Annotated in this window: 14 protein-coding genes, 1 tRNA gene and 1 pseudogene; 10 read left to right on the top strand and 6 right to left on the bottom strand. The window is 73.9% G+C overall.

The window, feature by feature from the left end:
• Nucleotides 1-52 precede the first annotated feature (52 nt).
• On the top strand, nucleotides 53-1,087 hold the full coding sequence (locus DT076_RS11195; protein ID WP_233493879.1) for an ROK family protein: 1,035 nt from the start codon (nucleotides 53-55) through the stop codon (nucleotides 1,085-1,087).
• A 51-nt stretch (nucleotides 1,088-1,138) separates the two neighbouring features.
• Nucleotides 1,139-1,212 (top strand) — tRNA-Val (locus DT076_RS11190).
• Between the two features lie 70 nt (nucleotides 1,213-1,282).
• On the opposite strand, the gene DT076_RS11185 is transcribed toward DT076_RS11190, so the two are convergent.
• Nucleotides 1,283-1,759: a hypothetical protein gene (locus DT076_RS11185; RefSeq protein WP_114126756.1), complete on the bottom strand. Its 477-nt coding sequence runs from the start codon at nucleotides 1,757-1,759 to the stop codon at nucleotides 1,283-1,285.
• A gap of 43 nt (nucleotides 1,760-1,802) precedes the next feature.
• Nucleotides 1,803-2,888 (bottom strand): hypothetical protein, encoded by a 1,086-nt coding sequence (locus DT076_RS11180; RefSeq protein WP_114126755.1) that lies wholly within the window; start codon nucleotides 2,886-2,888, stop codon nucleotides 1,803-1,805.
• A gap of 371 nt (nucleotides 2,889-3,259) precedes the next feature.
• On the opposite strand from DT076_RS11180, the gene DT076_RS11175 reads away from it, so the two are divergent.
• From DT076_RS11175 to DT076_RS11165, 3 genes are all read left to right on the top strand, one after another.
• Nucleotides 3,260-4,009, top strand: a complete 750-nt coding sequence (locus tag DT076_RS11175) for an AfsR/SARP family transcriptional regulator (RefSeq protein ID WP_114126754.1) — start codon at nucleotides 3,260-3,262, stop codon at nucleotides 4,007-4,009.
• Nucleotides 4,010-4,087: 78 nt separating this feature from the next.
• Nucleotides 4,088-5,521, top strand: coding sequence for an MFS transporter (locus tag DT076_RS11170; protein WP_199539125.1), 1,434 nt, complete (start codon nucleotides 4,088-4,090; stop codon nucleotides 5,519-5,521).
• Nucleotides 5,522-5,526: 5 nt separating this feature from the next.
• The gene (locus tag DT076_RS11165) at nucleotides 5,527-5,991 is read left to right on the top strand and encodes a GatB/YqeY domain-containing protein (RefSeq protein WP_233493878.1); all 465 of its coding nucleotides are present in this window, start codon (nucleotides 5,527-5,529) and stop codon (nucleotides 5,989-5,991) included.
• A 227-nt stretch (nucleotides 5,992-6,218) separates the two neighbouring features.
• Here DT076_RS11165 and DT076_RS11160 read toward each other — a convergent pair.
• Nucleotides 6,219-6,653: pseudogene (locus DT076_RS11160) on the bottom strand (redoxin domain-containing protein); the annotation flags it as partial.
• A gap of 19 nt (nucleotides 6,654-6,672) precedes the next feature.
• Nucleotides 6,673-7,050 (bottom strand): DUF3052 domain-containing protein, encoded by a 378-nt coding sequence (locus DT076_RS11155; RefSeq protein WP_267896818.1) that lies wholly within the window; start codon nucleotides 7,048-7,050, stop codon nucleotides 6,673-6,675.
• Between the two features lie 284 nt (nucleotides 7,051-7,334).
• Between DT076_RS11155 and aceE the strand changes: the two genes are divergently transcribed.
• From aceE to DT076_RS11140, 3 genes are read left to right on the top strand one after another with little or no spacing between them, the layout of a single operon-like run.
• A complete protein-coding gene (aceE, locus tag DT076_RS11150) occupies nucleotides 7,335-10,097 on the top strand; it encodes a pyruvate dehydrogenase (acetyl-transferring), homodimeric type (RefSeq protein ID WP_114126751.1) in 2,763 nt (920 codons plus the stop codon).
• Nucleotides 10,094-11,083 (top strand): GNAT family N-acetyltransferase, encoded by a 990-nt coding sequence (locus DT076_RS19410; protein WP_456073041.1) that lies wholly within the window; start codon nucleotides 10,094-10,096, stop codon nucleotides 11,081-11,083. The genes aceE and DT076_RS19410 overlap by 4 nt, the downstream gene beginning before the upstream one ends.
• Nucleotides 11,084-11,118: 35 nt before the next feature.
• Nucleotides 11,119-13,212 carry a hypothetical protein gene (locus DT076_RS11140; RefSeq protein WP_114126749.1) on the top strand — a complete coding sequence of 698 codons (2,094 nt, stop codon included), beginning with the start codon at nucleotides 11,119-11,121 and terminating at the stop codon, nucleotides 13,210-13,212.
• 15 nt (nucleotides 13,213-13,227) lie between these two features.
• On the opposite strand, the gene DT076_RS11135 is transcribed toward DT076_RS11140, so the two are convergent.
• Nucleotides 13,228-14,238 carry a PHP domain-containing protein gene (locus tag DT076_RS11135; RefSeq protein WP_114126748.1) on the bottom strand — a complete coding sequence of 337 codons (1,011 nt, stop codon included), beginning with the start codon at nucleotides 14,236-14,238 and terminating at the stop codon, nucleotides 13,228-13,230.
• A gap of 2 nt (nucleotides 14,239-14,240) precedes the next feature.
• Nucleotides 14,241-14,930 (bottom strand): Pr6Pr family membrane protein, encoded by a 690-nt coding sequence (locus tag DT076_RS11130; RefSeq protein ID WP_147264129.1) that lies wholly within the window; start codon nucleotides 14,928-14,930, stop codon nucleotides 14,241-14,243.
• Between the two features lie 39 nt (nucleotides 14,931-14,969).
• Here DT076_RS11130 and DT076_RS11125 point away from each other — a divergent pair, with 39 nt between their 5' ends.
• Together DT076_RS11125 and DT076_RS11120 are read left to right on the top strand one after the other, a co-directional pair.
• On the top strand, nucleotides 14,970-15,272 hold the full coding sequence (locus DT076_RS11125) for a TfoX/Sxy family protein (protein WP_114126746.1): 303 nt from the start codon (nucleotides 14,970-14,972) through the stop codon (nucleotides 15,270-15,272).
• An 11-nt stretch (nucleotides 15,273-15,283) separates the two neighbouring features.
• Nucleotides 15,284-16,480 carry a PucR family transcriptional regulator gene (locus tag DT076_RS11120; protein ID WP_114126745.1) on the top strand — a complete coding sequence of 399 codons (1,197 nt, stop codon included), beginning with the start codon at nucleotides 15,284-15,286 and terminating at the stop codon, nucleotides 16,478-16,480.
• Nucleotides 16,481-16,533 lie beyond the last annotated feature (53 nt).

Below are 16,533 nucleotides of genomic sequence, written 5' to 3'. Positions count from 1 at the left end.
TCTGTGACGACCAGCAGCGCCACGCGCCGCTGACCGCCGAAGGGAGCCCCCCGTGAGCAGCACCTCCGCCACCACCCCGTCGCACCCGGTGCCGGCCGGCGCCGAGGAGGCGGTGCTGGCGGTCGACATCGGCGGCACCAAGGTGGCCGCGGCCGTGGTCGGCGGCGACGGCACGGTGCTCGTCGAGGACGTCGTGCCCACCCTCGCCGACCCCGACCCCGAGGCGCTCTACGTGCCCATCCACGCCATGCTCGGCAGCCTGCTCGAGCAGGCCGCGGACACCCTGGGCCCGCACGTGCGGGTCGGCATCGGCTCGGCCGGCCCGGTGCACGGGCCCGAGGGCCTGATCAGCCCGGTCAACGTGCCGGCCTGGCGGCGCTGGCCGGTCCGCGACCGGGTGCTGCGGACGGTGGTCACGGCGCTGGGCCGTCCGGCTACCGCGGTGCTGGTGGGCGACGGGCACTGCATCGCGATGGGCGAGCACTGGCTCGGTGCCGGCCGCGACGTCGACTCGATGGTGGGGATGGTGATCTCGACCGGGGTCGGCGGCGGTGCGGTGATCGACAACGTGCTCTTCGCCGGCGCCTCGGGCAACGCCGTCCACATCGGCCACACCAGCGTCAACTTCCTCGGCCCGCGCTGCGTCTGCGGGTGCCACGGCTGCGTGGAGTTCTACGCCCGCGGCCCGGGCATGGTCGACGCCGCCCGGGCCGGCGGCTGGGAGGGCCCGGACGCCCGCGCCCTCACCCTCGACGCGGCCGCCGGGAACCCGGTGGCGACCGAGGCCATCGAGCAGGGCATGCGGGCGCTGGCCGCCGGGGTGGCCGAGCTGGCGACCAACCTCGACGTCACCACCTTCGTCATCGGCGGCGGGGTGTCGAAGGCCGGCGAGGTCGTCTTCGAGCCGCTGCGCCGCCACCTGCGCGACTTCGCCACCCTGCACTACGTGCGCGACCTGCGGGTGCTGCCGGCCGAGCTGGAGAACGCCGGTCTGCTCGGGGCCGCGGCCGTCGCGCTCGCGCTGTCGGGCCACGGACCGTTGCGCGAGGCGCCCGCCTGGGGCAGCCTCGCCCCGCAGCCGGCCTGACCGCGTCGGGACGTCCGCGCCGTTAGGATCGGCGCTGACCCGCAGGGTCGCGGGCGCATAGCTCAGCTGGTCAGAGCAACTGCCTTACAAGCAGTAGGCCGGGGGTTCGAGTCCCTCTGCGCCCACCCCCGCGACGGACGCGGACGAGCGGTGCCCGGCGGCTCGTGGTCGCCGGGCACCGCTCGCTGGACCGGCTCAGTCGAGCAGCGGGTTGGCCAGCCACTCCTCGAGATGGTCGGTGATCGGCGCATCGCCGTCGTAGTACAACCACTCCGTCTCGCTCCGGGAGATCAGCTTCGTCGGGCTCGGACGGAAGAGCGCACCGGCCGGCACGAGGAACACGCCCAGGGTCGGCGCCGCCTCCAGGATCTTCTGCACCCAGCCCTCGCCGTGGGCGTACAACGCGTCCGGGTCGGTGGCGACCGAGAGGAACGGGTTGTCGGCGACGTTCTCGGAGCTGCTGCCGTAGGAGCTCTGCTTGAGCGCCCAGTCGTTCAGCTCCTCCGGCCCCGGCCGGGGGAACCCGCCACCGGCGCCCTGACGCCGTCGTGACAACCAGTCGATGCCCTTCGAGCGGTCGCCGAAGCGGTACACGTAGACCCGCCCAGACGCGTCCAGCCGGAAGCTCTCCCCGACCGCCGCCTCCGGGCTGAAGGTCTTCGGCGCGGGCATCAGCGGGCCACCGTCGCGCGGACCACCGCCGGACGCCGCCCGATCATCCTGCGGCTCCCGTGGTGCGCTCCACCGCCCGGGTCGACCCGGGCCAGACGCCGTACAGGTCGACCGTGATCTGGCCGTTCGGGAAGGTGGCCAGCGGCGCCGGCCAGTTGAAGCGATGCACCTCGTCCTTCATCATCCCCTTGAAGCGCAGCTCGAGAGCCAGCGAGGTCGCCTCGGCCGGGATCGAGTCCATCATGGTGGACCGCCCGCCCGAGACCTGCGCGGTGGTCGACCGCTGGACGCCGTCGACGGTGTAGGTCGCCTTGGCGTTGACGATGTAGGTCCCGCCGTGGGCGTCGTCCAGCAGGATCGAGAGGCCCGACACGTTGGTCACCCAGCCCAGCACCGGGGTCTGGCCGATGAAGGAGGCGAACTGGTAGGCCACCGGCATCAGGGTCTGAGCCACCACGTCGGGTTGGGCCGGCCAGAGGTGCTGCTCGAAGGAGGCCGACGCGGTGGTTCGGGCGTAGGAGCCCTTGGCGTCCCCTCCGGCGTTCCCGGCCATCGCGTTGGTCGCTCCGACCGAGCCGGTCAGCGAGAAGGAGGAGTTGCTCGACTGCGCACCGAGGTTCAGCCCGCTCACCGCCATCAGTGCCTGCGTGACGACCCCGAAGCCCTGGGTGATCGCGCCGTTCTGGTACATGCCTGCTGCCTGGGCCTGCGCGACCAGCCAGTCCCGGTTCGCGGCGAGCTGGCTGAGCGGATCGGTCAGGTACTGCTGGTTCTGCAGCAGGAAGGTCGAGCTGAGGGAGCCCTCGCTGCCGAAGCTCCAGGTCATCTGCAGCCCCGCGTCGACCTTGGTGCCGCTGTCCGGGTCGGTGACCGACCCGTTCAGGTCCACCGACGTGGAGGTCTGCACCACGTCGGAGGACTGCACCTTCCACTCGTTGGACGGGGCGGTGGTCGTCGCCACGACGGCGCCGGGCAGGGTGGAGACGTACTGGAAGGCGCCCGTGGCGGTGGCCAGCACGCCGACCGCGCCGGGCACGACACGCGCGTCCAGGCTCCAGTTGCCCCAGTAGGACGGTTGGGTGTTCCTCAGCATCTGGGTCAGACCCAGGTTCCAGTTGGTGCTGCTCATGACGAGCCTCTCGTTCGACGGGTCGCCGCTCGGGGGATGCGGCTCCTGGAACCCCAGCAGCGCGGGCGCACCGCAACCGATCGGACCCGACGGTCCGCACCCTGCCGGGCGGAGGCCCACCGCACCGGGTCCGGCCCCGTCGCAGGTGCATGCGCGGTTCCGCGCAGCGCCCCGTGACCGGACCGCACCGGCTTCGGCCCGGCGCTGGCCGGGCACCGGGACCGGCAGCGGTACGGCGACACCCGGCGCACCCTGCGGGCCACCGCACGACACCACAGCGCACCACCGCCTCGGACGGCGGCGGCTGGATATCCTCACCGCATGCACCTGACCAGGGGGTACTACCGGGTGGAACCCGGCTCGTCTCGGCCGTGAGACCCGCCGAGCCGCCCCCGTCCAAGGAACTGAGGCTCCTCGGCTCCTTCCAGGTCCGTTTCCACGGCTCGCTGCGCCCACTGCCCCACAGCGCCGAACGCGTCGTCGCGATCGTGGCCCTGATCGGTCCGCTGGACCGGTCCCACGCCGGCCAGCTGCTCTGGCCGGACGCCGAACCTGGGCGCGCCCGGGCCAGTCTGCGCGCCGCGGTGTCCCGCCTGGCCAGCACCGCCGAGGGACTGCTGCACGTCTCCGGTGACGTGCTGGCGCTCGCCGATGACGTGGTCGTCGACCTCGACACCGCCCTGGCCTGGATCGACGCGACGATCTACGGCACGCCACCACCTACCGTCACCTCGCCGCCGAGGACGATCGGTCGGGCCGTGCTCCCCGGATGGCTGGAGGACTGGGTCGACCGGCCCCGGGAGCGCCTGCACACCCTGCAGGTCCAAGCCCTCGAGATCTCGGCCGAGCGCCTGCTGGCATCCGGTCGGCACGCCGAGGCCCTGCCCTACGCGCTGGCCGCGGCCGACCTGCAGCCGTGGTCGGAGAGCGCGAACCGCCTGGTGATCGAGATCCACGCGCGCCGCGGGGACCCGAGCAACGCCCTCCGCCGCTTCCGCCGCTTCCGTCGGGCGCTGGAGCAGGAGCTGGGCGTCCAGCCTGGCCAGGACATGCTGGCGGCGGTCCGCCAGCTGTACCCCTTCGGCAACACGCTCGCGGAGCCGCCCCGCCCACCTTCCTGACCGCACGGCGGCGAGCCCTCGGCCACCCTCCCGGCCGCCGCCGGCCGCGGCCGCGGCCGCGGCGTCTACCGTGAGCGGGTGCCCGATGCCGACCACCGCCGCAGCGCCCTGCTCGTCTGCCTCGTCGCCGGCGCGATGACGCTGCTCGACGTCAGCATCGTCAACGTCGCGCTCCCCTCCATCCGCACCGGGCTCGGGGCCGGGGAGAGCACGGTGCAGTGGGTGGTGGCCGGGTACTCGCTGGCCTTCGGCATCCTGCTGGTGCCGGCCGGCCGGCTCGGGGACGCCCGCAGCCGGCGGGCGGTGTTCATGACCGGGGTGGCCCTGTTCACCGTCGCCAGCGCGCTCTGCGGCGCCGCCCAGGGGCCGGGCTGGCTGGCCGCCGCCCGGGTCGCCCAGGGTCTCGGTGGCGGGATGATCGCACCCCAGGTGTCGGGCTTCATCCAGAACCTGTTCAGCGGGGCCGAGCGCGGACGGGCGTTCGGGCTGTTCGGCGCCACCATCGGGGTGTCGACCGCCATCGGGCCGATGCTCGGCGGCGTGCTGGTCGGTCTGGGCGGGCCGGACCTCGGCTGGCGGCTGGTGTTCTACGTCAACGTGCCGATCGGCGCGGTGCTGCTGGTGCTGGCCCGCCGCTACCTGCCGGCACCCGAGCACGGACGTCGTCAGTCCCTCGACCCGGTCGGGGTGCTGCTCTTCGCCGCCGCGATGTTCACCGTGCTGCTGCCGCTGGTGCAGGGCGAGCAGAGCTCGCTGACGTCCCGGCCGTGGTGGTTGCTGGCCGTGGCAGCTGTGCTGCTGGCGCTGTTCGCCCTGTGGGAGCGGCACTGGCGCCGGCGCGGGCAGGAGACGCTGGTCGACCCGACGCTGCTGCGCAACAGCTACTTCCTCTCCGGGCTGGGGCTCGGCACCCTCTACTTCGCCGGGTTCACCGCCGTCTTCGTGGTGCTCACCCTCTACCTGCAGGACGGGCTGGGCTACTCGCCGCTGCAGGCCGGGCTCACCCAGATGCCGTTCGCGGTCGGCTCGGCGGTCTCGGCCTGGCAGGCCGGCAGGCTGGTCAGCCGGCTCGGCCGCACGCTGGTCGTCACCGGCCTCGTGCTCGTCGTCGCCGGCCTGCTCGCGGTCGACCTGCTCGCCCCGGTGCTGGACGCCGGCCAGGCCGGCTGGGTGTTCGCGCCCTTCCTGCTGCTCGCCGGCATCGGCGGCGGGCTGGTGATCTCGCCCAACGTCACCCTCACCCTGGCCGAGGTCGACCCGGTGCGGGCCGGGGTCGGTGGTGGGCTGCTGCAGACCGCCCAGCGGGTGGGCGGCGCGGTCGGGGTCGCGGTGGTGCTGGCGGTGTTCTACGCCTACGCCGCCACCCACGGCGACGACCTGGGCGAGGCGCTGTCGGCCAGCCTGCGCGCCACCCTCGGGCTGGTCACCGCGGCGCTCGTCCTCGGCGTCGTCGACCTGCTCCGACGGCGCCGCTCCGAGCCGCGCCCCGGAGGTCGGGCGGTGGCAGACTGACCACCGTGACCGACACCCTGAAGTCCCGTATCCGCGCCGACATGACCGCGGCGATGAAGGCCCGCGAGGCGGATCGCACCCGCACCCTGCGTTCGGTGTGGACCGCCATCCAGCAGGCCGAGGTGGCCGGGGCGGAGGCGGTCGAGCTGACCGACGAGCAGACGATGGACGTCATCGTCCGCGAGGCGAAGAAGCGGGCGGAGTCGATCGAGGCCTACGAGGCGTCCGGACGTGACGAGCTGGCCGCCCGGGAGCGGGCCGAGGCCGAGGTGCTCGCCGGCTACCTGCCCTCGGCGCTGGACGAGCAGGAGCTGTCCGCGCTGGTGGCCGAGGCGATCGCCGAGACCGGCGCGGCCGAGCAGGGCGTACGGGCCATGGGCCGGGTGATGGGGGTGCTCACCCCGCGCACCAAGGGCCGGGCCGACGGCGCTGCCGTGGCGGCAGAGGTGAAGCGCCAGCTGCAGGGCTGAGGCCGACCGGGGGGTCGTCATCGCCGTGGTGGCCGGCGTCGCCCCGCTGTCGACCCTGGCCGGGCTGGTCGGCCTCCACCTGTGCTCGACCTCGACCTCGGCAGCTGGATCCGGTGCGTGGCCTGGCCGGTCACCGGGGTCGTCGTCGACCTCGCCCGTCCCGCCGGCACCGCCGGTTCAACGGGCCGGACGACCCCAGCCCGGCCGCACCCGCCCGCCGGGACGGCTCAGCCCAGCCGCCCCAGCGCCCGCAGCGGGGCGTCGGGGTCGCGGGCGTCCCCGTGCTCGGTGGCGTCGCGCCAGGCCAGGCGGCCCACGGCGTCGACGAGCACGGTGACCCGTCGGGCGCAGCCCAGCTCGGCGTCGAAGGCGTCGTAGGCCTCCGCGATCGCCCCGTGCGGCCAGTGGTCGCTCAGCAGCGGGACGCCCAGCCCGAGCGCGTCGGCGAAGGCCCGCAGGGAGTAGATGGAGTCGCAGGACAGCGCCCGCACGGCCGCACCGGCGGTGGCGTAGCGCGGCAGCCGCTCCTCCAGCGCGACCAGCTCGGTGGAGCAGACCGGGGTGTTGGCCCAGGGGAAGAACACCAGCAGCACGGGCGACCCGCGCAACCCCGACAGGGTGTGGGTCCGGCCGTGCTGGTCCCGGGTGGAGAAGTCGGGCGCCGGTGCGCCCGGGGCCGCCTCAGCGACGGCTGCCCTTGGGGCGCACCAGCTTGCTGGCGGCCCAGTCCTCGGACAACGCGGCCGTGGTCGTCAGGCTCAGCCCGGCGGTCACCGCCCCCTCGGCGATGTCGGCCGGGTCGACGTGGCCCTCGCGGCCCACCTTCGGGGTCATCAGCCAGATGAACCCGGAGTTGGAGAGGTCGGTCAGGGCGTCCACCAGGCCGTCGACCACGTCACCGTCGCCGTCGCGCCACCACAGCAGCACCACGTCCACGGCCTCGACCGCCTCCTCGACCAGCTCGCCGTCGATGGCGTCCTCGAAGGCGATGCGGAGGTCGTCGTCCACGTCGTCGTCCCAGCCGAGCTCTTGCACGACCATGCCCTCACGGACGTTCAAGCGGTCAGCCGCGGGAGCCGTCCTGCCCCCCGAGGATCCTGCGTTCGTGGTCACCGACTCTTCCCCTGTGCCTTCCTGGTCCGCCCCCCGGCCGGGGGGCTGTGGGTCATCAGCGTGCCATGCCGCCGCCGCGGTTGTGAACCACCCTGCCAGCGGGTGCGTGGAGCCGCCGGGACGGGCGTCCCAGCGGCCGACCGGTTTAGGGATCGTCTGCCGCAGGTGACAAACTGGCCCGCGGTGGTCCCCTACCGGGGACGAGATAGCACAGCGATAGGAGCCGCCACATGGCACGTCCTGGCGAACGGCCCGGCATCACAGCCGAGGGAATTCCGAGCCAGCTTCCGGACATCGACCCGGAGGAGACCCAGGAGTGGTTGGACTCCCTGGACGGGATGCTGGACGACAAGGGCAAGCAGCGGGCGCGCTACATCATGCTCAAGCTGCTCGAGCACGCCCGGGAGCGCCAGGTGGGGCTGCCCGCGCTGCGCAGCAGCGACTACATCAACACCATCCCGCCCGAGGACGAGCCGTGGTTCCCCGGTGACGAGCACATCGAGCGCCGGATCCGGGCCTACATCCGCTGGAACGCCGCGATCATGGTCTCCAAGGCCAACCGCAAGGGCCTGGAGGTCGGCGGCCACATCGCCTCCTACCAGAGCGCGGCCAGCCTGTACGAGGTCGGCTTCAACCACTTCTTCCGCGGCAAGGACCACCCGGGCGGTGGCGACCACGTCCTCATCCAGGGCCACGCCTCCCCCGGCATCTACTCCCGGGCCTACCTCGAGGGGCGCCTGACCACCGACCACCTGGACTCCTTCCGCCAGGAGGTCTCCCGTGGCCGGGGCAACGGGCTGTCGTCCTACCCGCACCCGCGCTCGATGCCGTCGTTCTGGGAGTTCCCCACGGTGTCGATGGGCATCGGCCCGATGAACGCGATCTACCAGGCCCGCTTCAACCGCTACCTGCAGCACCGCGGCATCGCCGACACCTCCGACCAGCACGTGTGGGCCTTCCTCGGCGACGGCGAGATGGGCGAGCCGGAGTCCCTGGGCGCGATCGGCGTGGCCTCGCGCGAGGGCCTGGACAACCTCACCTTCGTCATCAACTGCAACCTGCAGCAGCTCGACGGCCCGGTGCGCGGCAACGGCAAGATCGTGCAGGAGCTGGAGTCGCAGTTCCGCGGCGCCGGCTGGCACGTCATCAAGGTGCTGTGGGGCCGCGACTGGGACCCGCTGCTGGCGATGGACTCCGACGGCGCGCTGGTGAACAAGATGAACACCACCCCGGACGGGCAGTTCCAGACCTACTCGGTCGAGGACGGCAGCTACATCCGCCAGCACTTCTTCGACGACCCGCGGCTGGCGAAGATGGTCCAGGACATGTCCGACGACCAGATCAAGAAGCTGTCGCGCGGCGGGCACGACTACCGCAAGGTCTACGCCGCGTTCAAGGCGGCCCAGGAGCACGTCGGGCAGCCCACGGTGATCCTGGCCCAGACCGTCAAGGGCTGGACGATCGACGCCCTCGAGGCGAAGAACGCCACCCACCAGATGAAGAAGCTGACCACCGACGACCTCAAGGCGTTCCGGGACCGGCTCTACCTCGACATCCCCGACTCGAAGCTCACCGACGCCTACAACCCGCCGTACTTCCACCCCGGCGAGGACTCCGACGAGATCCAGTACATGCAGGAGCGCCGCCGGGCCCTCGGCGGCTACCTGCCCGAGCGCCGGGTCAAGCCGAAGGTGCTCAAGCTCCCCGGCGACAAGGTCTACGCACCGCTGATGGAGCCGATGAGCGAGAAGGTCAAGGTGGCCACCACCCAGGCCTTCGTGCGGCTGCTGCGCGACCTCATGCGCGACAAGGAGATCGGCCACCGGATCGTGCCGATCGCCCCGGACGAGTTCCGCACCTTCGGCATGGACTCGATGTTCCCGACCGCGAAGATCTACAACCCGCACGGGCAGAACTACGAGGCGGTCGACCGCAAGCTGCTGCTGTCGTGGAAGGAGTCCGAGCAGGGCCAGCTGCTGCACGAGGGCATCTCCGAGGCGGGCGCGCTGGCCTCGATGACGGCGGCCGGCACGGCCTACGCCACCCACGGCGAGCCGATGATCCCGGTCTTCCTCTTCTACTCGATGTTCGGCTTCCAGCGGGTGGGCGACTTCATCTGGGCGATGGCCGACCAGCTCGGCCGCGGCTTCCTGATGGGCGCCACCGCCGGGCGGACCACGCTGACCGGTGAGGGGCTGCAGCACGCCGACGGCCACTCCCCGCTGCTGGCGAGCACGAACACCGCGGTGGTGCACTACGACCCGGCCTTCGCCTTCGAGATCGCCCACATCGTCAAGGACGGTCTGCGGCGGATGTACGACTACGACAACCCCGACCACCCGGGCGGGGAGAACGTCATCTTCTACCTGACCGTCTACAACGAGCCGGTGCCCCAGCCGGGCCCGGAGCCTGACGTCGACGTGGAGGGCATCCTCAAGGGGATGCACCTGTACCGGAAGGCCGAGGCCAGCGGGCAGAACGCCCGCGCGCAGGTGCTGGCCTCCGGTGTCGCCGTGCCGGCGGCGCTCAAGGCCCAGCAGATCCTGGCCGAGGAGTTCAGCGTGGACGCCGACGTCTGGTCGGTGACCTCGTGGAACGAGCTGCGCCGCGAGGGTCTCGAGGTCGACCACTGGAACTTCAACCACCCCGGTGAGGAGAAGCGGACGCCGTGGGTCACCTCGAAGCTGCGGGGTGCGGAGGGTCCGCTGGTGGCGGTCAGCGACTACATGCGGGCCGTGCCGGACCAGATCCAGCAGTACGTCGAGGCGCCCTGGTACTCCCTGGGCACCGACGGGTTCGGCTTCGCCGACACCCGCGCCGCCGCCCGCCGCTTCTTCCAGACCGACGCCGAGTCGATCGTGGTCGCCACCCTGGCCGCGCTGGAGCAGGAGGGGAAGTACCGCGAGGGCGCGGCCGCCGAGGCCTTCGCGAAGTACGACCTGGGCGACCCCACCTCGGCCTACGGCGTCACCCAGGAGGGGGCGGGCGCCTGAGCGCACCCGACCTCCCCGGGCTGCCGCCCGTCGGGAGCCGGGTGGTGGTGCGCCACCGCCGCCCGGAGCCCGGCGCGGAACCGCCGCTCTCCGACGCCCTCGGAGACCTCGTCGAGGTCTCCGAGGGCGTCCTCGTCGTGCGCACCCGTCGCGGCGACGTCACCGTGTCCCGGGACGCCGTGGTCGCGGTCAAGGAGGTGCCACCGCCCCCGTCGGTGCCGTTCGACCCGCTGGCGGCCGACATCGCGGCGCTGCAACGGCTGGCCGACGCGAGCTGGCCGGCGCCGGACCGGGCGGCACTGGGTGACTGGACCCTGCGGGCGGCCGGCGGCTGGACCCGTCGGGCCAACTCGGTCCTCGCCGTCGGCGCCCCGGGACGCGGCTGGCGGGCGGCGCTGGAGCTGTGCCGGGGGTGGTACGCCGAGCGCGGTCTGCCGCTGCTGCTCCAGGTGCCCGAGGACGACACGTCCGCGTTGCTGGAGCCGGCGTTGCGCGGGTGCGGGCTCGTGCCGTCCGGCGCCACCGACGTCCTCGTCGGCGACCTCTCCCAGATGGACCTGTCGGCGGCTGCGGAGGCGGAGTGGGCCAGTGGGCCCGACCCGGACTGGCTCGCCACCTACCGCCACCAGCGCGATCCGGGCACGGCCGGCCCGTCGGTGCTCGCCGCCCCCGGGGCCGAGCTGGGCAGCCTCGGGCCTGGCCGGGGCGAGGACGGTGGCATCGTGCGGCTGTGGACGTCCCCCGACTCCGGCACCACCCGTTGGGCGGTGCTGTCGTGCCTGTGGGTCAGTCCGCGGCACCGCGGTGAGGGTCTGGGTACCGCGCTGACACTGGCCGCGGCCCGGCGGGCGGCCGAGCACGGCGCCCGGGGGCTGCTGCTCCAGGTGCTGCCCGGCAACGACCCGGCGACCGCGCTGTACGCCCGGCTCGGTCTGCGCCGGCACCACCGCTACGCCTACTGGGGGCGGTCCGAGCCGCAGGCGTGACAGGATGCCGCCCGGACCGGGAGCTGAGGAGGGTCGTGGGACGTCGGGTCGTGCTGGTGCTGGTGCTGCTGCTCGCCACCTGGGGGCTGGCGGTGCCGGCCACGGCGGCCCCTCCGCCGCGGACGCTGGAGGAGCTGGTCCAGCGGCTGCGCCAGGACCCGGTGCAGGTCAACACCATGATGGGCCTGGGTGCCACCGCGCAGGTGGACGCGGCGCTGACCGAGCTCACCGACCGGGCACCGGTGCCGGTGTACGTGGTGATGGACCTGCTGCCCCAGGACCAGGAGCTGCCGGAGTACGACCCCCGCACCGCCGAGCGGCTCGCGGTCCGTCTCTCCGCCGAGCTCGGCCCCGGGTTGTACGTGCTCTCCTTCGGTGAGACTGCCGAGTCGATCATCGGCCACCGCGAGGTGCAGGTCTTCGGGGTCGACCAGCAGGTGCGCAGCGACTTCTACGCAGGCAGCTCCCACTTCTACGACATCACCGACTACACCGGCGCCGAGGCGCTGCGGGTCTACCTCGGCCTGCGCGCGGTGGTCGAGGGCGGCGACGCCGTGGAGGCGCTCGGCCGTGACGACCTGGGGCGGATCGTGCCCTGGGCCTTCCCCGGCGACCTGGAGGACCACCTCGAGGCGCTCGAGCTGCGCGCCGGCACCACGGTGGGCGTGCCGCTGGCGCTGGGCGGGCTGCTGCTCGGGGTGGCCGTCCACCTGCGTCGGGCCCGCCGCCGGGCCGGGCTGCCCGGACGTCCGGTCGTCGCCGTGCTCGGCACCGTGCTGGGGCTGGCGGCCCTGCCCGCCGCCGGCGTCCTCACCTTCGCCCTGCTCACCCCGCAGGTGCCCCCGCTGCCGCGACCGGGCGAGCAGGAGGCAGCCGCTGCGGAGACTTTCCGCTCCGGCAGGCAGGTGCACGTCTCGGCCGACCTCGAGGGCTGGCTCGGTGCCGACCAGCTGCGCCGCATCGAGGACGCCGCCGCAGCCGCCCCGGTGCCGGTGCGGGTCGCCGTCTGGTACCCCACCCAGGGCACCGACGGCCTGGAGCTGACGGCACACGCCCTCGGCGACCCCGCCCTCTACGTCAGCGCCAGCCCCGACGAGGTGGACGGCTTCGCCTACCGCCTCGAGGGCGGCGTCGCGGGCGGCAGCTCGTGGTCGACCGAGGCCGACCCGGAGACCTTCACCGCGGAGGTCCTCGACACGATCGGGCCCGAGGCCCTGGACGACTACCGACCGGCGGGCTCGCCCTACCACCCGCTGCTCGGCGAGGACCCGGGTGAGGCCCTGACCATCGGCGCCTTCCTGGGCGCACTGGCGGCCGCCCCCGCCTTCCCGGTCGGCTGGTTGCTGGCCCTCCCGTGGGCCCGCAGGACCGGCTCCTCGCGGCCTCCCGCGCCGGTGGACCGGGCCCGGCGCCGTGCGGAGGCCGCCGAGGCCCGCCCGACCACCGCTGCGCCGGCCACCGCGGGCTCCTCGTCCGGCGCTGCTGCCTCCTCGAGCGCTCCGACCGCCTCCCCGCCTGCCGCGGCCCTCGGGTCGGACCGGTCCGAGAGGCCGGGCACCCCATCCCCGCCCGGGCCGCCCGAGCCGGCGCGCGGCGGACTGGTCCCGCGTGCGCCGGAGCCCCTCGGCTCCGGGGTGGCGGAGGGCTGGCTGCGTTCGGCCCGCTACGAGCTGGGCAACCTGCAGCGCACGCTGCGCTTCCTCGGCCCCACCGCGGCGGCGAGCCCGGCGGCGGAGGCGGCCCGCCAGCACGCCGCGGCGGCCGAACAGCTGGTGGACGGCTCGACCCGTCCGGCCGACCACCTGGGCGCCTGGGTGCTGGCCCGCCGCGGCTCCGAGGCCGCGGCCGCCGCCACCGCGTTGCGGCCGTTCGAGCCGACGGAGGGCTGCTGGTTCCACCCCGAGCACACTCGCGGCACCGAGCAGCGCACCTTCGAGGGTCGGGCGGTGCCGTGCTGCCGGCGCTGCGCCGACGAGCTGGACGCGGGCCGGGAGCCGGCGATGCTCGACCTGCCCGGCCCGGACGGCGATCCGGTGCACTTCCACCGCTCGGGGGCCGAGCCGTGGGCCTCGACGGGCTACGGGGCGGTCGAGCCGGACCTGCCGGCGCGGCTGGGCGCGCTGCGCTGAGCCCGTCCGGGCTCGTCAGCCGCGGGTCCAGGCGAGCAGCTCCTCGACCGGCCAGGTGTTGATGATCCGCTCCAGCGGGACGCCGGCCGCCTCGGCCCGGGCGCAGCCGTAGGCCTGGAAGTCGAGCTGGCCGGGGGCGTGGGCGTCGGTGTCGATGGAGAACAGGCACCCGGTCTCGACCGCCAGCGCGAGCAGCTCGTCGGGCGGGTCGCAGCGTTCGGGCCGGGAGTTGATCTCGACCGCGACGTCGAACTGCCGGCAGGCCTCGAAGACCACCTCGGCGTCGAAGGTCGACGGCGGCCGGGTGCCCCGCTCCCCCTCGATCAGCCGGCCGGTGCAGTGGCCCAGCACGTTGGTGCGCGGGTTGGCGATGGCGGTGACCATCCGGTGGGTCATCGTCTCGGAGTCCGAGCGCAGCTTGGAGTGCACGCTGGAGACGACCACGTCCAGCTCGCCGAGCAGGTGGGGGTCCTGGTCGAGGGTGCCGTCCTCGAGGATGTCGACCTCGATGCCCTTGAGCACCCGGAACGGGGCCAGCGCCTCGTTGATGGAGTCGACGACGTCCATCTGCTCGCGCAGCCGGTCGGCGGTCAGCCCGCGAGCCACCCGCAGCCGCGGGGAGTGGTCGGTGATCGCGCAGTACTCGTGCCCGAGCGACTGCGCGGTGATCATCATCTCCTCCAGCGGGCTGCCGCCGTCGGACCAGTCGGAGTGGCAGTGCAGGTCACCGCGGACCGCCTCGCGGACCCGTTCCCCGCCGGTGGCCAGCGGCGTCTTCTGCTCGCGCAGCCCGGCGAGGTAGTCCGGGACTCGTCCGGCGAGCGCCTGGGTGACGACCGCCACCGTCTTGGGTCCGAGACCGGGCACCTGCGACCAGGAGCCCTCGCGCTGGCGGCGGGACCGCTCCTCGGCCGGCATCGCCTCCACCGTCGTCGCGGCCCGGCGGTAGGCCTTCACGCGGTGGGTGTCGGCGCGGCTGCGTTCGAGCAGGAAGCCGATCTCGCGCAGGGCCAGCACCGGGTCCATGCTCACTCCTCCCTTGTCGACGACCGGGTCACCGGCACGGGACGGCCGTCGCCGGCCACCACCGGAGGTGGCCAGCGCAGCGCCCGCAACCGGCCCACACCCCACCACAGGTAGCCGGTGCAGAGGAAGGCCGCGGTGAGCACGAGCACCCAGTCGCCGAAGTCCCGCGCGGTCGGGTCGAGGAAAGCGTAGAGGGCCTCTCCCCCGGCGACGTAGCCGACCAGGTAGCCGACCGGCACCACCAGCCAGGCCAGCGGCGTCCACCACGGCAGGTGCTGGTTGCGGCCGACCAGCAGCCAGTCCGCGATCAGGAGCAGCGGGGTGAGCAGGTGGGTGAGGAGACCGCCCGTGGTCGGGTAGCCGCCGCCGAGCAGGCTGGCGTGCACGAGCAGGGTGATGGTCAGGTAGGTGGTCGCCGCCCCGCGGAGCACGCCCCAGCGGGTCTCGGACGCGCCGCGCAGCACGGCCGGGGTGAGCAGCGCGGCGGTGACTGCGACCGCGCCGCAGAGGTTGGACACCACGGTGAAGTAGCGCAGGGTCTCCCAGCCGCCGGGCACCAGGCTGAGCAGCACCCCGGCCCAGGCGCAGCAGGCGACCAGCGTCCGCCACAGCACCACAGCCACCAGCGTCGGGCCGTCGGTGCGCGGACGGGCCCGTCGGAGCACCGCCATCGCCACCTCGCTTCCGGCCACACCCTGTCACGCCGGCCGCAGGTGGGCCACGATGGGGCCGTGGAGGAGCTGGAGGACCGGGTCCGGGCGACGCTGGCGGGGCACGAGGACGTCCGGGAGGTGCGGATGTTCGGCTACCGCTGCTTCATGGTCGGGGAGAAGCTGCGGGTCGGGGTGGGCGGCGCGGGCGGGCTGCTGGTGCGCACCGGACCGGAGCGCTACCAGGAGGCGCTGGGCTGGCCGGGCGCGCGTCCGGCGCTGATGAAGGACCGGCCCATGCCCGGCTGGGTCGACGTCGACGCCGCCACCCTCGGCACGGTCGAGGCGCTGCGGCGTTGGGTGGGGCTGTCGCTGGAGCAGTAGGGTCGCTGCCCATGGCGAGCGGACGGGCGGGTGAGCGCGGTGGCCCCTCGCCGCGGACCCGGACGGCGATCGCCCGACGGCTGTCGGCGGCGTCGGGCCAGATGACCACGGCTGCGGTCGCCGAGATGGAGCTGCGCCACCCCTGGTTCGCCGAGCTGGACGCCGACAAGCGCTCCTGGATCACGCTGGTGGCCCAGGCCGGCATCGACGGTTTCGTGCAGTGGTTCGGCGACCCGGACGGCTCGGCCACCGGCGCCGACATCTTCGGCCACGCGCCGCGGGCGCTGGCCCGGGCGATCTCGCTGCAGCAGACGGTGGAGCTGGTGCGCACCACGATCGAGGCCGTCGAGGAGCAGCTGCAGCAGGTGATGCCCCGCGGTGACCGCGCACACCTGCAGGTGGCCATCACCCAGTACAGCCGTGAGGTCGCCTTCGCCGCGGCCGAGGTGTACGCCCGGGCGGCGGAGATGCGCGGGGCCTGGGACGCCCGGCTGGAGGCCCTGGTGGTCGACTCGGTGCTGCGTGGCGACACCGACGAGACGGTGCTGTCGCGGGCCTCGACGCTGGGCTGGCGCTCCACCCAGTCGGTGGTGGTGATGATCGGACCGGCGGACGAGGACGCGGGCACCTCCGCGCTGGAGGACGTCCGGCGGCTGGCGCGCCAGCGCGGGCTCGACTCGCTGGCGGCCGTCCAGGGTGAACGGCTGGTGGTGGTCCTCGGCGGGGCGGCGCTGGACGACCAGGATGCCGCCGTCGCCGCCGCCACCCATCTCGTCGGTCCGTTCGGGCCGGGGCCGATCGTCGTCGGGCCGCCGGTGGAGCACCTGGTGGAGGCGTCCCGGTCGGCCCGGGCCGCCTTGTCGGGTCTACGCGCGGCGCCGGCGTGGCCGTCCGCGCCCCGGCCGGTGGGGGCCTCGGACCTGCTGCCCGAGCGCGCCCTGGCCGGGGACGGGCACGCCCGCCGCGCCCTGGCCACCGAGGTCTACGCACCCCTGGCCGCGATCAACGGCGAGCTGCTGGAGACCCTCACCGCCTTCCTCGACCAGGGCTCCTCCATGGAGGCCACCGCCCGGGCGCTGTTCGTGCACCCCAACACCGTGCGCTACCGCCTGAAGCGCGTGCAGCAGGTGACCGGCTTCAGCCCCACCGACCCTCGCGAGGCCTACACCCTCCGCATCGCCCTCACCCTCGGCCGCCTGCAGCGCTGACCGCCCGCGACGCCGCGAGCCTTGTTCGGGCGGTGACGGACGGGCCGGTCAGG

Origin of the sequence: Desertihabitans brevis, from assembly GCF_003327535.1 — a bacterium.
In the GTDB taxonomy this organism is placed as follows: Bacteria; Actinomycetota; Actinomycetes; order Propionibacteriales; family Propionibacteriaceae; genus Desertihabitans; species Desertihabitans brevis.
This window is presented reverse-complemented; position numbering and strand designations above follow the sequence as displayed.

What these genes read in the sequence shown, in the direction of transcription:
- DT076_RS11185 (WP_114126756.1), bottom strand. Translation starts at nt 1,759, where the DNA reads ATGCCCGCGCCGAAGACCTTCAGCCCGGAGGCGGCGGTCGGGGAGAGC.
- DT076_RS11180 (WP_114126755.1), bottom strand. Translation starts at nt 2,888, where the DNA reads ATGAGCAGCACCAACTGGAACCTGGGTCTGACCCAGATGCTGAGGAAC.
- aceE (WP_114126751.1), top strand. Translation starts at nt 7,335, where the DNA reads ATGGCACGTCCTGGCGAACGGCCCGGCATCACAGCCGAGGGAATTCCG.
- DT076_RS11135 (WP_114126748.1), bottom strand. Translation starts at nt 14,238, where the DNA reads ATGGACCCGGTGCTGGCCCTGCGCGAGATCGGCTTCCTGCTCGAACGC.
- DT076_RS11120 (WP_114126745.1), top strand. Translation starts at nt 15,284, where the DNA reads ATGGCGAGCGGACGGGCGGGTGAGCGCGGTGGCCCCTCGCCGCGGACC.